At 69.8% G+C, this 14312-nt stretch carries 12 protein-coding genes and 1 tRNA gene; 9 read left to right on the forward strand and 4 right to left on the reverse strand.

The window, feature by feature from the left end:
* Nucleotides 1-53 precede the first annotated feature (53 nt).
* On the forward strand, nt 54-770 hold the full coding sequence (locus A9O63_RS11970) for an ABC transporter permease (protein ID WP_069332150.1): 717 nt from the start codon (nt 54-56) through the stop codon (nt 768-770).
* A 3-nt stretch (nt 771-773) separates the two neighbouring features.
* Here the strand turns inward: A9O63_RS11970 and A9O63_RS11975 are convergent, their stop codons facing one another.
* The 3 genes from A9O63_RS11975 to A9O63_RS11985 all read right to left on the reverse strand — a co-directional run bounded on the left by A9O63_RS11975 (nt 774) and on the right by A9O63_RS11985 (nt 4507).
* A complete protein-coding gene (locus A9O63_RS11975) occupies nt 774-2351 on the reverse strand; it encodes a sensor histidine kinase (RefSeq protein ID WP_235836972.1) in 1578 nt (525 codons plus the stop codon).
* Between the two features lie 569 nt (nt 2352-2920).
* Entirely contained in the window at nt 2921-3865 is a 945-nt protein-coding gene (locus A9O63_RS11980; RefSeq protein ID WP_069332152.1) for a DMT family transporter, read from the reverse strand.
* 6 nt (nt 3866-3871) lie between these two features.
* A complete protein-coding gene (locus tag A9O63_RS11985; RefSeq protein WP_069332153.1) occupies nt 3872-4507 on the reverse strand; it encodes a cupin domain-containing protein in 636 nt (211 codons plus the stop codon).
* 239 nt (nt 4508-4746) lie between these two features.
* Here A9O63_RS11985 and A9O63_RS11990 point away from each other — a divergent pair, with 239 nt between their 5' ends.
* The 7 genes from A9O63_RS11990 to A9O63_RS12020 all read left to right on the forward strand — a co-directional run bounded on the left by A9O63_RS11990 (nt 4747) and on the right by A9O63_RS12020 (nt 13565).
* Complete coding sequence (locus tag A9O63_RS11990) at nt 4747-6765, forward strand: hydantoinase/oxoprolinase family protein (protein ID WP_084295840.1); 2019 nt, start codon at nt 4747-4749, stop codon at nt 6763-6765.
* A 3-nt stretch (nt 6766-6768) separates the two neighbouring features.
* A complete protein-coding gene (locus A9O63_RS11995; RefSeq protein ID WP_069332155.1) occupies nt 6769-8445 on the forward strand; it encodes a hydantoinase B/oxoprolinase family protein in 1677 nt (558 codons plus the stop codon).
* A gap of 1 nt (nt 8446) precedes the next feature.
* Entirely contained in the window at nt 8447-9739 is a 1293-nt protein-coding gene (locus tag A9O63_RS12000) for an NAD(P)/FAD-dependent oxidoreductase (RefSeq protein ID WP_069332156.1), read from the forward strand.
* A complete protein-coding gene (locus tag A9O63_RS12005; protein ID WP_069332157.1) occupies nt 9736-10461 on the forward strand; it encodes a cupin domain-containing protein in 726 nt (241 codons plus the stop codon). Before A9O63_RS12000 ends, A9O63_RS12005 begins: the two co-directional genes overlap by 4 nt.
* 85 nt (nt 10462-10546) lie before the next feature.
* Nucleotides 10547-11671: a C4-dicarboxylate TRAP transporter substrate-binding protein gene (locus A9O63_RS12010; protein WP_069332158.1), complete on the forward strand. Its 1125-nt coding sequence runs from the start codon at nt 10547-10549 to the stop codon at nt 11669-11671.
* A 58-nt stretch (nt 11672-11729) separates the two neighbouring features.
* On the forward strand, nt 11730-12248 hold the full coding sequence (locus A9O63_RS12015) for a TRAP transporter small permease (protein WP_069332159.1): 519 nt from the start codon (nt 11730-11732) through the stop codon (nt 12246-12248).
* A gap of 9 nt (nt 12249-12257) precedes the next feature.
* Nucleotides 12258-13565 (forward strand): TRAP transporter large permease, encoded by a 1308-nt coding sequence (locus A9O63_RS12020; RefSeq protein WP_069332160.1) that lies wholly within the window; start codon nt 12258-12260, stop codon nt 13563-13565.
* 361 nt (nt 13566-13926) lie between these two features.
* Here A9O63_RS12020 and A9O63_RS12025 read toward each other — a convergent pair.
* A tRNA-Thr gene (locus A9O63_RS12025) sits at nt 13927-14001 on the reverse strand.
* A gap of 115 nt (nt 14002-14116) precedes the next feature.
* On the opposite strand from A9O63_RS12025, the gene A9O63_RS23390 reads away from it, so the two are divergent.
* Nucleotides 14117-14311, forward strand: a complete 195-nt coding sequence (locus A9O63_RS23390) for a hypothetical protein (RefSeq protein ID WP_069332161.1) — start codon at nt 14117-14119, stop codon at nt 14309-14311.
* Nucleotide 14312: the final 1 nt, after the last annotated feature.

Here is a 14312-nt window from a genome sequence, read left to right on the forward strand (position 1 = left end):
CCGCTGCCCGCGCTTGCCGCCGAAGCCGAGGCGCTGATGGCGCGGCTTGCGGCATGAGGGCGCTGGCCACGGGCCTCGCGCTGCTGGCGCTCTGGCAGGGGGTCGTGAGCCTCTCGGGCGCGCCGCCCTATATCCTGCCCGGCCCTGCCGCGGTGCTGCGCGCGCTGGCGGAGAACCGCACGATGCTCGCCCGGAACGGTCTCGCCACTCTGGCCGAGATCCTGCTCGGCCTCGGGCTCGGGCTGCTGATCGGGCTGGCCGCGGGGCTGGCGACGGCGCTGTCGAGGCAGGTGGAGCGGCTTCTGCGCCCGCTCCTCGTCCTCAGTCAGGCGGTGCCCGTCTTTGCGTTGGCGCCGATCCTCACGCTCTGGCTCGGCTACGGGATGGGCTCGAAGGTGGCGGTGGTGGTGCTCATCACCTTCTTCCCGGTGGCCTCGGCCCTGCATGACGGGTTGCGCGCCACGCCCGAGGCCGCGCTCGATCTGGCGCGGCTCGCGCGGGCGCCGCGCTGGCGGACGCTCCTGTGGCTGCGTCTGCCCCATGCGCTGCCCCATCTGGCGGCGGCTCTCCGGATTGCGGCGGTCTATGCGCCCATCGGGGCGGTGATCGGCGAATGGGTGGGATCCTCGGCGGGGCTCGGCCATCTGATGCTGCTCGCCAATGCGCGGATGAAGACCGACCTCATGTTCGCGGCGCTGGCGGTTCTGGCGGCGATGACGCTCGGCCTGCGCGCCGCGACGGATCGGGGCCTCCGCCGCCTCGGGCTCTGAGCCTCAGGCGGCGGAGGCCACCGGCACCCGGATCTCGAAGGCCGCACCGTGGTCGGTTGCGGGCGTGCTGATCGTGCCGCCGGCCTGCCCGATGAGGCCCGCCACCATGCGCACGCCGAACCCCGCCTGCGCTGTCAGCTCGAACCCCTCGGGCAGCCCCGGCCCGTCATCCTCGACCCGCAGCACGAGCGCATCGCCCTCCCGGGCACAGGCCACCCGGATATGGGGCGCGGAGCCTGCATGTTTCAGCGCGTTCGTCACCAGTTCGTTCAGGGCGAGCGAGAGGGCGATGGCACTGTCGGCCGAGACCTGCGCGCTGCCCCGCAGGTCGGCCTCGATGCGGGCGCGCCCTCCCTCGGCCCCTTCGATGGCGGCGCAGAGCACCGGCACGAACGGGCCGAAGTCCACCGTCTCGCTGGCCCCGAACTGGTGGAGCAGGTCGTAGGTCGTGGCAATGGCGCCGATCTGGCCCTGGATCCGCGCCATCCGTTCGCGCATCGCGGGCTCCTGCACCCCGCGCCGCTGCAGCGCCACGAGGCTCGAGATGAGCTGGAGGTTGTTCTTCACCCGGTGATGCACCTCGCGCAACAGCATCTCGTTCCGGGCAAGCGTGCTGCGGAGCGCACGGGTGCGCTCGGTCACGATCTCGTCGAGGTCCGCGTTCACCCGCTCCAGCTCGAAGCGGGCCTGTTCCAGCTCGCGCACCGACTGGAGAAGCCGCCAGGTGCCCCGCCGACGCTCGTCGGCGGCCACGGCGAGGATGAAGCTGGACAGCGCCACCACCGCGATCAGCGCCTGCATCGCCGCCACCCGGTCGATCCCGGCGAGATCGACGAAGGGGCCGCGGCCGTCCATCATCGCCCAGGTCGCGACGACGGTCATCGACAGGATGGCGAGCGTGGCCCCCTTCATGCCGAAACGCAGCGCCGTCCAGACGAGGAACGGGAAGAGCAGGTAGAGCCGGCCCAGATCGGCATCGAGGCGCAGCGTCAGCACCGAGACGAAGAGAAGGCCCGCCGCAAGGACAAGCCCCTCGAGACCGCGGCCGCGGATCCGGGCCTGAGGGGCTGCGCTTGGGGCGAGCCAGACGAGAAGGGTCGTTCCCACGATCAGCAGTCCCAACCCGTCGCCGAGCCAGAACACCTGCCAGTAGTGGAGGTAATCGATCTCGGGATGGCGCAGCGCGATGAGCGCGGCTCCGGCCAGCGCCGCGGTGGCGGATGCGGCGAGCGGGGCCAGCAGCACGAAGCGGACGACGGCGGCAAGCCCGTCGAGCCGCACGGGCCCGTCGGAGAAGCGCCTGAGGAGACTGGCCGCGAGGGCGGATTCGGCGGCATTGACGGCGCCGAAGGCCACCGCCCAGGCGATCGGCAGGCTGTGCCAGGTGACGGCGACTTCGGCCGCGATGCCTCCGAGAAGGAGGAAAGGCCAGTGGCGCGGCGCGGTGGAGAGGAGAGCGGTGAGAAGCACCGCGTTCGGCGGCCAGAGCACGACCGTGCCGGTGGGCGGCATGGCCGTCACGAGGCCGAGGCGGCCCATCAGCACATATCCCGCCACCGCGAGCGGCCAGCCCAGCCACAATGGCGCGCCGGTGCCGCCGTCATCTCTCGCGGACGATCCCAACCAAGACACTCCGAACCCTTTCCGACCCGCGGCCCACAGTTGCCGGAAGGCGAGGGAATTGCCAGACCTTCCTGAAGGTCGAGCCGCCCCGACGTCTCGGCCGGCACCGGGAAAGCCGCCTCGGATGTCCGACGAGGGCAGGGGGCAGACGCGAAGGGATCCGCGCGGGCCCGTGCAGGGTGGCGGGTCCGCACCGGGACCGGCCACCCCGCTCTCACGCCCCTCGGGGCGCGCCGCCAGACGCTCGCGCCCCCGAGGGCGGCGCCGGCGGGGTTACCTGCAAGCCGTCACTGTCTCACGTCGAACGGGATCGCACGGCCCCAAGAGAGTCGCGCAGACGGCGGATCGCCGCAGGCGGCATCGGATCCTTTCGTCCGGGGCCGCTCCCCGCCGCGCGGGCTCTCCGCCCGCGGCACCCGATCCGCGGCGCGCTTCGACGGGCAGACCCAAGGCCCTCCGGGGCCACGGCGGGCGGCGACTGCCCTTGTCATGCTCTCCGGTGCGGAGACCGTTCCCCCGATGACCCGCTAGCGCGGCGGCAGCAGGCGGGGGCGCTCGCGACGGTCGTGCAGCATCACCGTCACCAGCCCCGCCACGATCAGCGCGGTGGCCAGCAGGAAGCCCGGCGTCAGCGGCTCGCGGAGAAGCGCCGCGCCGAGGGCCGCGGCGAAGACCGGCGAGAGGAGCGACATGGCGCCGAGCCGCGAGGCGAGATAGCGCTGGAGCAGCCAGAACCAGACCAGATAACTCGCGAAACAGACGATCACCGTCTGATAGAAGGTCAGAAGCCAGAGATCGAGGCCTCCCTCCCAGCCGGTCCGGCCCTCTGCCAGCACCACGGGCCAGGCGCAGAGCGCGCCGCCCAGAAGCTGATAGAACAGGGTCTGGGCGAAGGGCGCGCCGGACAGCCGGGTGAGCCGGACGGCGACGGTGGTCATCCCCCAGCAGAAGCCCGCCAGCAGCGCGCAGAGCGAGCCCGCGAGAAGAAGCGCCGCGCCCTCCTCGCCGCGCAGCGCCTCGCCCGGGCGCAGGAAGATCACCACCACCCCCGCGAAGCTGACCAGGCAGCCTGTCCACTGCCGCCCCGTCAGCCGCTCTTCGCGCAGCGTGAGATGCAGCGACACGGCCACGAAGAGCGGCGCGGTATAGAGCAGGATCGACATGAGGCCCGAGCCGACATGGCGCAGCCCGATGCCCACGAAGAGATATTCGACGCCGAAGAGGGCGCCCACCAGCAGCCCCTCGCGCCAGGTCAGGCCGGCAAGCCAGCGGTCGCGGCGCCAGAAGCGGCTGTAGGCCCAGACCAGCACCGCCGCCCCGCTGGAGCGGACGGCCACCTGCAGCAGAGGGTCGGCCGCGCCCGCCATCGCCTTCATCGCAACCTGCTGGAACCCCCAGACAAGGCACAGGCCCAGCATGATCGCGAGCCCCGCGGCATCCAGAGGGCGGACGGTGCGGCGGGCCTGCGCCATCGCGCTCTAGAGCTCGCCGGAGGCGGCAGGGTCGGGGCTCGGCTCGGCGGCCGCAGGCTCCAGCGGCGGCAGGCCGTTCAGGCGGGACTTGGTGTTGATCCAGAGAACCTCGGCGCGGCTGCCGCCGCGATTCTCGAAACGGTGCGGCAGCTGGCTGTCGAAGGCGAAGCAGTCGCCCGCCGAGAGCACATGGGTGCGCCCGTCGACCTCGAGATTGAGCGAGCCCGACAGGATGTAGCCCACATCGATCCCCTCGTGCCGATAGAAGCCCGCGCCGGACTTGCTGCCGGGCTCCATCACCACGGTCATGAGCTGCATGGCATCGAAGCTGCGCGGCGTGACCAGCGTCTTCGTCATGCCGGGCTCGGTCACCGTCAGCTGCACGCCCTGTCCTGAGCGGACGATCATCTGGTCGTGCTCGGGGTTGTGCTGGTCGGGCATCTCGAGCAGCCAGAAGGGCGGCACGCCCAGGGCCTGCGAGATCCGCTCGATCGTGCGCAGCGAGGGCCGGCCCAGGCCGCGCTCGAGCTGGCTGAGCGTCCCCACGGAGACGCCCGACCGTTCCGACAGGCCGGACAGCGAGAGGGCGAGGTTCTTCCGGATCTGACGCAGGCGCTGGCCGATCAGATGGTTGGAATTCATGAGCGCAAGCTCCGGTTTGGAACGGACACGAACGCGGCGGCAGCCGCCAAGGCTCCGCCGCAGAGCGCGGGGGATCGTCGGGAGCCCCCGCGCCAACGGGAAACTGCCAGTTTCCAAGGCATAAGCATGGAAAAACTGAAAGTAAATCTGGAAAACTTCATCAAAAAGAAAATAATCATTGATGACTGGCAAAAAAATGAATTTAATCGGTCAAAATGTTCAACGAAGCGGGAGGGGCGATGCGAGTCGGAGTGGAAGTGGGCGGGACCTTCACCGATCTGGTGGCGGTCGAGGACGGCCGCATCGTGCTGACGAAGGTGCCGAGCACGCCGCACAGCCCGGACATCGGCGTGATGAACGCGGTGGAGGGGGCGGGCCTTGCGCTCGAGAGCTCGCGGGATTTCGTGCATGGCTCCACGGTCGCGACCAACGCGCTGCTCGAGCGGAAGGGGGCGAAGGTCGCCTTCATCACCACCGAAGGGTTCCGCGACATCCTGCATCTGCAGCGCCATGACCGGCTGAACATCTACGACCTGCGCTACCAGCGCCCGGTGCCGGTCGTCGAGCGGCGCGACTGTTTCGAGGTGACCGAGCGGGTCGATGCCGCGGGCGAGGTGATCCTGCCGCTCGATGTGGAGGCTGCCGCGGCCGATCTCGTGCCGCGGCTGCGGGCGGGCGACTATCAGGCGGTGGGGATCTGCCTTCTCTCCTCCTACGCCAATCCCGATCACGAGCGGGCGCTTCAGGCGGCCCTCGAGGCGGCTCTGCCGGGCGCCTTCGTCACCTGCTCCTCCGACGTCAGCCGCGAATTCCGCGAGTTCGAGCGCGCCTCGACCACGACGCTGGCCGCCTATGTGCAGCCGGTGATCGACGCCTATCTTCTGCGCCTCGAAGAGAAACTGTCCGAGCGCGGCTTCGGCCAGCGGCTGTCCGTCATGCAGTCGAACGGCGGGCGCCTGCCCGTCACGGGGATGCGGCGCAATGCGATCTCGGCGCTCTTCTCGGGGCCCGCGGCGGGCGTGGTCGGCGCCACGCGGCAGGCCTCGCGCTCGGGCGCGGGCAATCTCATCACCTTCGACATGGGCGGCACCTCGACCGACGTCTGCCTCGTGACCGAAGGGCGGCCCGGCATCTCGCCCGACACGGTGCTCGACGGGCTGCCGGTGCGCACGCCGGTCCTCGACATCGCGACCATCGGCGCGGGCGGCGGCAGCCTGATCTGGATCGACGATGGCGGCATGCTGCGCGTGGGCCCCCGCAGTGCGGGCGCCGTGCCGGGGCCGGCCTGCTACAACCGCGGCGGAACGCTGCCCACCATCACCGACGCGCATGTGATCCGCGGCACCATCCGGCCCGAGGCCTTCCTCGGCGGCACGATGGAGATCCTGCGCGAGAAGTCCGAGGCGGCCTTCGCCCCGCTCGCCGAACGTCTGGGCATGAGTGTTCCGCAGGCGGCCAATGCGGCGCTGCGGCTGGCGGCGGCCAATATCGTGCGGGCGATCCAGCTCATCTCGACCGAGAAGGGCCACGATCCGCGCGACTATGCGCTGGTGCCCTTCGGCGGGGCCGGGCCCCTGATGGCGGTCGAGGTGGCCGAGGAGCTCGGGCTCGACCGTGTCCTCGTTCCGCCGAACGCGGGCGTTCTCTCGGCCTACGGGCTGATCGCCTCGGACTTCTCGAAGATCTACACGATCACCCGCCGCACGCCGGTGGATGCGGCGGCCTCCGACGTGGTGCGCGGCCTCTATGCGCAGATGGTGGCCGAGGCCGAGGGCGATTTCCGCGACTATGGCATCGCGGGCGCCTTGAGCTTCAAGTTCGTTGCCGACATGCGCTTCGTGGGTCAGGCCTTCGAGATCGCCGTGGACATCGACCGCGAGGCGCTGCCAGGGCTGACCCGCGAGCAGCTGGTCGAGGATTTCATCGCGGCCCACCACCGGGTCTATCTGCACGGCGCCTCGGCCCGTCAGGCCATCGAGATCGTGGGCTTCCGCCTCGAGGCGACCCGGCCCATCGAGAGCCTGCCGCTCTTGAGCGAGAAGGAGCTGCCCGACCGGCCCGCCCGCCAGACCGCCCAGCTGCACACGAACGAGGGGCCGCGCGACGTGCTGGTGGTGAGCGCCCCCTCGCTTGCCCCCGACGCCCCGGTCGAGGGCCCGGCGCTGATCGAGGGCTATTCGACGACGACGCTGGTGCCCGCCGGCTGGACCGCGGTCCGCGACGGGAACGACAATTTCATCGTGAGCAGGAAGGGCTGATCCATGGCGCTCGATCCCACCGATTACGCGGTCATCAGCCAGGCGCTGGCCGCCGCCGCCCGCGAGATGGGCGAGAAGCTGATCCGCTCGGCCTTCTCGACCATCCTGCGCGAGGCCCGCGACGGCTCGGCCGCGCTTCTGGACCGCGACGGCAACACCATCGCGCAGGCCGAGCTGATCCCGATGCAGCTCGGCACCATCGGCTCGGTCTTTCAGGCCTGCGCCGAGACCTACGATCTCGACAGCCTGACCGAGGATGATTTCTTCATCATCAACGACCCCTATTCGGGCGGCCAGCACCTGCAGGACATCTTCTTCTTCAGCCCGATCTTCCACGAGGGCCAGCGCGTGGGCTTTGCGGCCTCGGTGGCCCACCATCTCGACATCGGCGGCGGCTCGCCGGGCCTCAGCCCCAATGCGCGGGACGTCCATTCCGAAGGGATCGTGATCCCGCCGACGAAATTCTCCTACAGCCGCGACTGGAACGGCGGCATCCTCGAGAAATTCCTGCGCGCCAACGTCCGGACGCCGCTGCAGACCATGGGGGATTGCGATGCCCAGATCGCCTCGAACCGGGTGGGCGCGCGCCGCGTGGGCGAGCTCTGCAGCAAATACGGCGCGGCCAGGGTCATGGAGGTGATGACCGAGTTCCAGAACTATTCGGAGCGCCGCTTCCGCGCGGGCATCGCGGCCGCCCCCGACGGCGTCTACCACGGCGAGGATTTCATCGACGACGACGGGATCGGCTCGGAGCCGGTCCGGGTGCGCGCCAAGGTGACCATCGCGGGCGACCGGATCGAGGTGGATTACGAGGGCACCGACGCGCAGGTCCGCACGCTGCTGAACGCGCCGCTCGCCGCCACCATGTCGGCCACCGTTTCCTGCGTGAAGAGCGTCCTGACCTCGCCCGACATTCCCTTCAACGCGGGCGTGAGCCGCGCGATCTCTGTCAAGGTGCCCAAGGGCACCATCCTGAACCCGCACTATCCCGCCCCGGTGCGGGCGCGGATGAACATCTGCTACCGCGCCTACAATGCGACGATGAAGGCGCTGGCGCAGGCTGTCCCCGATCAGGTGATCGCCAGCGGCTTCGACACCACCACCTCGGGCTGCCTGTCGTGGCTCGGGCCGACCGGCTTCTCGGTCTATCTCGAGATCTACGGCGGCGGCTACGGCGCCTCGTCGAGCGCCAACGGCTGCGACGCCATCGACATGCCGATGGCCAACTGCGCCAACACGCCGGTCGAGGCCATCGATCAGGACTATTCCTTCTTCCGGGTCGAGCGCTATGCGCTGGAGCCCGAGGCCTACGGCCACGGCGCACACCGCGGCGGCGCGGGCTTCCAGAAGGCCTTCCGCATCCTGGAGGACAATGCGACGGTCGCGCTCTATTCCGACCGGTTCCGGAGCGAGCCGCAGCCGCTGTTCGGCGGCACGCCCGGCACGCGCGGCGCCTGCGAGATCCACCGCAATGGCGAGATCATCCGCTTGGGCTCCAAGGACATGCGCGACCTGCAGAAGGGCGATCTCGTGGTCTTCCGGCTGGGCGGCGGCGCGGGCTATGGCGCGCCCGCCGACCGGGCGCTGGCCGAGATCGAGACCGACATCGCGAACGGGATGCTGAGCGAGGAGACCGCGCGCCGGATCTATCCGCAATTCGCCGGCCGGGGCGGGGCCTGAGATGGGGCGCAGCGCCGACAGCTACGATCGGGCGCTCTGGTGGGGCGCGAGCGACGAGCCCGCGCTCGCCGGGCCGCCGCTGCGCGGGACGACGGACACGGATGTGGCCATCGTGGGCGGCGGCTTCACCGGCCTCGCCGCCGCGCTGCATCTGGCCGAGGCGGGGCTTGCGCCGCTCGTGCTCGAGGCCCGGCATGTGGGCTTCGGCGCTTCGGGGCGCAACGGCGGGCAGGTCATTCCGGGGCTGAAATACGACCCCGAGGCCCTTTTGCAGAAGTTCGGGCCCGACCGGGGCCGGGCGCTGATCGACCTCGTGGGCGGGGCGGCCGATACGGTCTTCGATCTGATCGAGCGCCACCGGATCCGCTGCGCCCCGCGGCGCGCGGGCTGGATCCAGGCCGCCCATTCCGAGCGCGCGCTGCCGGCGGTTCTGAACCGGGCCCGCCAGTGGCAGGAGCGGGGGGTCGGCGTCTCGATCCTCTCGCGCGACGAGATCGCCGCGCGCACCGGCACCAGCCTCTATCACGGCGGCTGGCACGATCCGCGCGCGGGCGGGCTCAATCCGCTGGCCTATGCGCGGGGCCTCGGGCGCGCGGCCATTGCCGCGGGCGCACATCTCCATGAGGAGAGCCCCGCACTCTCCCTCACCCGCAAGGGCGCGGGATGGGAGATCCGCACGCCCGAGGGGCTCGTGCGCGCGAGGCGGGTGCTCATCGCGACCAACGCCTATGGGGAAGGGCTTCTCCCCGGTCTCGCCCAGAGCATCCTGCCCGTGCAGAGCATGCTGGTCGCCACCGCGCCCCTGCCCGAAGACCTGCGCGCCCGGCTGATGCCGGGGGGCGTGGTCCTGTCCGAGACCCGCAAGCTCGCCTTCTACATGCGCCAGTCCGACGACGGGCGGCTGGTTCTCGGCGGTCGCGGGGCGGTGGGGCCGATGGAGGACGGTCGCCTGATGGCCGCCCTCGAGGCGGGGCTCGCGCGGATCTTCCCCGAGGCCGCGCGCTTCGGGATCGCGCAGCGCTGGTCGGGGCAGCTGGCGCTGACCCTGGACGGGCTGCCGCATCTGCACGCGCCCGAGCCGGGGCTGCAGGTGCTGCTGGGCTACAACGGCCGCGGTATCGCGCTCGCGACCGCGCTCGGGCGGATGGTGGCGAACCATCTCGCCTTGGGCGAGGAGCCGGTCTTTCCGGTAACGCCGCTCAGGCCGCTCGCCTGGCACCGGCTGCGCGAGCCGGTGATGAATGCCGGGATCCGCTGGTACTGGCTGAAGGACAGGATGGGATTTGCCTCATGACCGACGCGACTCTTGTGCCGCCGGCCGCGACGGGCCTCACCGTTTTCGACCTTCGCGAGGTGCCCGCAGCCGGAGAGACCGGCGCGGGCTTCCTCGGCCAGCGGCTCGCCGTGAGCCATCACACGGGCTGGGGCTTCTGGCGCGCCTCGGGCGCGGAGACGGCCGGCACCCACGAGAGCGGCGGATGGCACCTCGTCGTCCTCCTCCTCGAGGGCACGCTCGGGCTGCGGGGCAGGGGCCTCGAGGTGAGTCTTGCCGCGGGCGATATCGCGCTGATCGCGCCGGGCGTGCGGTTCGACTGGACGGCGGGCCCGGGCGCGCGCTGGATCGTCAACGGCCGGGCAGGCGGGGCCTCGGCCACTTTCACGCCCGCCATAGCCCGGATCGACCGGGAGGCGCCTCAGGAACCCTCGGCGCCGCCCGCGGCGGATCTGCTGCTGGGCCCGGTGCCCTCCTGCACCAAGCGGACATTGGCGGCGAGCGGGGACGGCAGCTGGTCGGCGGGGCTCTGGAGCGCCACCCCCTTCGAGCGCCGGCCGGTGCGCTACGGCTATTACGAGCTGATGCAGCTCCATGACGGGGCCGTCACCGTCTTCGACGCGGCGGGGCACGAGCGGACCTTCGGGCCGGGCGCCGTCTTCCTGATGCCCGAGGGCACCACCGCGGGATGGCGCTCGACCGTGCCCGTCCGCAAGTTCTGGAGCATCCTCACCCCCGAGTGACCTTCCCGCCGCCCCCGGGCGGCGGGACACCGACAAGATCGCCCGGTCAACGGGCAAGACCCCCAGCCAACAAGGAGCACGAGAGATGAAGAGACTGACCGCTCTTGCCGGCGCGAGCCTGCTCGGCCTTCTGGCCGCCACACCGATCCTCGCGGAGGAGATCACCGCGAGCATCTGGTTCCCCGACACCCATCCGCTCACGCGCGACGGCTATGTGCCGCTGGCCAGGGAGCTCGAGGAGCGGTCGGACGGCAGCCTGACGATGAAGCTCTATACCGGCACGGCGCTCCTGCCGCCGGTGGCCCACCTCTCCGGCCTGACCGACGGGCTGGTGCAGATGACCTATCATGCGGGCACCTACACCCCTTCGGACCTGCCCGAGGACAATGTCATCGCCACGCTCGCCATCGGGCTGAAGGATCCGATCACCGCCCTTTTCGCGGTGAACGACTTCTACACCTCGGACCCCGAGATGAAGGCCATGTTCGACCGGCACGGCATCGTGTTCCTCGGCGCCATGTCCTCGCCGCTCTACGAGATGATGTGCACGCGCGAGATCACCACGCTCGAGCAGATCAAGGGCGCCAAGCTGCGGATGCCCTCGACCATCCACACTGCCTTCGCCAATTCTGTGGGGGCGGCCTCGGTCAATGTGCCGTCGGCCGACATGTTCTCGGGGCTGGAGAAGGGCCAGCTCGACTGCGCGATCAACTCTCTGAACGATCTGAAGTCGCGCTCGCTCTGGGATGTGGCGAAATTCGCGACCCGTCTGCCGGTGGGTCCCTACTATGCGGGCTGGCAATATGCGATCGACGCCGACACCTGGAACGGGCTCAGCGACGAGCATCGCGCGCTTCTGATGGATGCGGTGGCTGGCAATACGGTCGATGTGTCGCTGGCCTTCCAGGCGGCGGTCGACGATGCGCTCTCCGAGGCGGAGGCCCATGGCGTGACCGTGCTCGATCCCGCGCCCGAACTGTCGAACGCGCTCGACACGTTCGTGGCCGAGAACATGGACCGGCTGATCGAGGAGACGGGCACCCAGCGGGGCGTGGCCGAGCCGAAGGCGCTGGCCGACCGCTTCATGGCGACCTACGCCAAGTGGGACGAGCGTCTGGCCGACATTCCGCGCGACGATGCCGAGGCCCTGCGCAAGGTGATGCGCGAGGATCTCTATTCCGGCATCGACCTCGCCAGCTACGGCAGATGAGGATCGGGCGCCGCATCGGAGCTTCCGCTGCGGCGCCCCCTGCGCGGGGAACGCCACGATGATCGAAAGACTCCTCTATCGTATGTCGCGCCTCCTGATGCTGGTGGCCAGCGTCGGGCTGATCCTGATGATGGTCCAGACCGTGGTGGACGTGATCGCGGACAATTTCTTCGGAAAACCCATCGCGGGAAACCTCGAGATCATCTCGGTCTATCACATGGTGCTCGTGGTCTTCCTGCCCATCGCCATGGTGGAATGGAAGCACGAGAACATTCAGGTGGACCTCTTCTATCTGATGATGCCGCCCTGGGCGCAGCGCGCCTCGCTGGCCTTCGGCTATCTGATCTGCGCGATCTTCTTCGCCATCCTCGCGCGGCAGACCTGGATCGACGCGGTGGCCTCGTGGCGCAAGAACGAGCTGATGATGGCGGCCGTCTATGTCCTCGTCTGGCCGGCCAAATTCATCCTGCCCGTGGGCTTCGGCGCGATCACCCTCGTCTGCCTGCGCCATTTCCTGAGGTCCTTCACCGCGCCGCTCTCGAGCTTCGCCCCCGAAACCACCGAAACCCATGTGTGAGCGCGAACCATGAGCAACGTCGCCATAGGCTTCACCGGGATCGGCATCGGCCTGATCCTCCTCGCCCTCCGGGTCCAGATCGGCGTGGCGCTGGGTCTCGTCTCCTTCGTGGGCATCGGCATCCTGCTCAGCTGGCGGGCCGCCTGGGGCATCGTCACCGCGATTCCGTTCAACTTCGTGGGCGACTGGAATCTGACCGCGATCCCCATGTTCCTCCTGATGGGGTTCGTGGCCTCCGAGGCGGGGCTCTCGAGCGGGCTCTTCCGCGCCATGCGGATCCTTCTGTCCTGGCTGCCGGGCGGGCTTGCGGTCTCGAGCGTGGGGGCCAATGCCGTGCTGGCCGCCGCCTCGGGGTCGTCGGTCGCGACCGCCTCGGCCTTCGCGCGCATCGCCACGCCCGAGATGCTGCGCTACGGCTATCACCCGGGCCTCGCCACGGGCGTGATCGCGGCCGCGGGGACGCTCGGTGCGCTGATCCCGCCTTCGATCCTGATGGTGCTCTACGGCTATCTGGCCGAGGTCTCGATCGCCCAGCTCTTCGCGGCGGGGATCGTTCCGGGCATCCTCACCGCTCTCGCCTTCTCGATCATGATCGTGGTGCGCTGCCTTCTGAACCCGCGCCTTGCGCCGAAGATCGAGGACCGCTTCACCCGCGCCGAGAAGTTCGCGGCCTTTCAGGAGACCTGGCCGCTGCCGGTCATCATCCTCGGCGTGCTCTGCGGGATCTTCATGGGCTTCTTCACCCCGACCGCGGCCGGGGCCATCGGCGCGGCGCTGGCGATCCTGCTGGGCCTCGTGCGCGGGAAGATCGACTTCGCCGTCATGAAGCGGGCGACCGAGGCCACGCTGATGTCGACCGCCTCGATCTTCCTCGTCATCATCGGCACCTCGCTGCTCGGCAAGTTCATGGCGATCTCGGGGGTGCCGGCCTATGCAGCCTCGCTTCTGGTCGAGTTCGGCACCACCGAACTCATGGTGCTCCTTGCCGTGAGCCTTCTCTACATCTTCCTCGGCATGTTCCTCGATTCCATGGGGATCCTGCTTCTGACCATGCCGATCATCCTGCCCATGGCGCGCGAGGCGGGGCTCGATCTGATCTTCTTCGGCATCATCCTCGTGAAGCTGCTCGAGATCGGCCTGCTGACCCCGCCGGTCGGGCTCAACGTCTATATCATCAAGGGCGCGCTCGGAGACCGGGTGTCGCTCACGACGATCTTCAAGGGCGTGGGCTGGTTCATCGCCGTCGATCTGGTGCTGCTCGCGATCCTCATCGAATGGCCCGTGCTTGTGACCGGCCTGCCGAGCCTGATGTTCTAGCGGCGACCGGCCCCTGCTCCGCACGGCGGGCAGGGGCCTTCCGCAGCCCGGGGGGCAGGACAGACCCGAGGCTGCCGGCCCCGCCGCGCCTCGGGCGTCCGGGTGAGCGGGACCGTAACCCCGGACTGACCGATCGGCCTGCCTCCCGAGGATCGCGAGGCCGCGGGCTCCTGCGCCTTCGTCCCCAAGGGCCGGCAAAGCTCAGGGTCGTCGGCGCCGTCTCCTCGTGGCGCGCCGCGACGGCGCAGAGGCATCGCCGGCAGAGAAGCACCCGGCCTCTGTCCGGGCGCCGGAGCAGTCCTCTGCAGAGAGAGAAGACCGGCGCGCCCGGGATAATCTGTCTGGAATTCATGGGGAAGGATGGTGCTGCAGGAGAGGATTGAACTCTCGACCTCTCCCTTACCAAGGGAGTGCTCTACCACTGAGCTACTGCAGCGCCGGTGCCGCGGCGTCGGGTGCCGCCTTCGGGCGTGGCGGGGGATTAGACGCAATCGGATCGCCGTGCAAGGGTCAACTGGACGCTTTTTTGCCGCTGCGCTACGAAAGGTGCCATGAGCGGAAAGGCAAAGGATCAGGCGTCGAAGGACGCGGAAGGCGGCAAGGCTCCGCCGGGGCCCAGGGGACCTGCGGCAGAGAGCCGCGAAGACCGGTTGAAGGCGGCGCTGAAGGCCAATATGGCCCGGCGGAAGGCACAGGCGAAGGCGCGCGCGGCCCGCGAGGCGGGGCCCGGGGACGCGCCGGAATGAG

Origin of the sequence: Cereibacter johrii, assembly GCF_001720585.1 — a bacterium.
Taxonomy (GTDB): Bacteria; Pseudomonadota; Alphaproteobacteria; order Rhodobacterales; family Rhodobacteraceae; genus Cereibacter_A; species Cereibacter_A johrii.

Bases quoted from the DNA above. Each gene is read 5' to 3' on its own strand.
- A9O63_RS11970 (WP_069332150.1), top strand. From the start codon at position 54: ATGAGGGCGCTGGCCACGGGCCTCGCGCTGCTGGCGCTCTGGCAGGGG.
- A9O63_RS11980 (WP_069332152.1), bottom strand. From the start codon at position 3,865: ATGGCGCAGGCCCGCCGCACCGTCCGCCCTCTGGATGCCGCGGGGCTC.
- A9O63_RS11985 (WP_069332153.1), bottom strand. From the start codon at position 4,507: ATGAATTCCAACCATCTGATCGGCCAGCGCCTGCGTCAGATCCGGAAG.
- A9O63_RS11990 (WP_084295840.1), top strand. From the start codon at position 4,747: ATGCGAGTCGGAGTGGAAGTGGGCGGGACCTTCACCGATCTGGTGGCG.
- A9O63_RS11995 (WP_069332155.1), top strand. From the start codon at position 6,769: ATGGCGCTCGATCCCACCGATTACGCGGTCATCAGCCAGGCGCTGGCC.
- A9O63_RS12000 (WP_069332156.1), top strand. From the start codon at position 8,447: ATGGGGCGCAGCGCCGACAGCTACGATCGGGCGCTCTGGTGGGGCGCG.
- A9O63_RS12005 (WP_069332157.1), top strand. From the start codon at position 9,736: ATGACCGACGCGACTCTTGTGCCGCCGGCCGCGACGGGCCTCACCGTT.
- A9O63_RS12010 (WP_069332158.1), top strand. From the start codon at position 10,547: ATGAAGAGACTGACCGCTCTTGCCGGCGCGAGCCTGCTCGGCCTTCTG.
- A9O63_RS12015 (WP_069332159.1), top strand. From the start codon at position 11,730: ATGATCGAAAGACTCCTCTATCGTATGTCGCGCCTCCTGATGCTGGTG.
- A9O63_RS12020 (WP_069332160.1), top strand. From the start codon at position 12,258: ATGAGCAACGTCGCCATAGGCTTCACCGGGATCGGCATCGGCCTGATC.
- A9O63_RS23390 (WP_069332161.1), top strand. From the start codon at position 14,117: ATGAGCGGAAAGGCAAAGGATCAGGCGTCGAAGGACGCGGAAGGCGGC.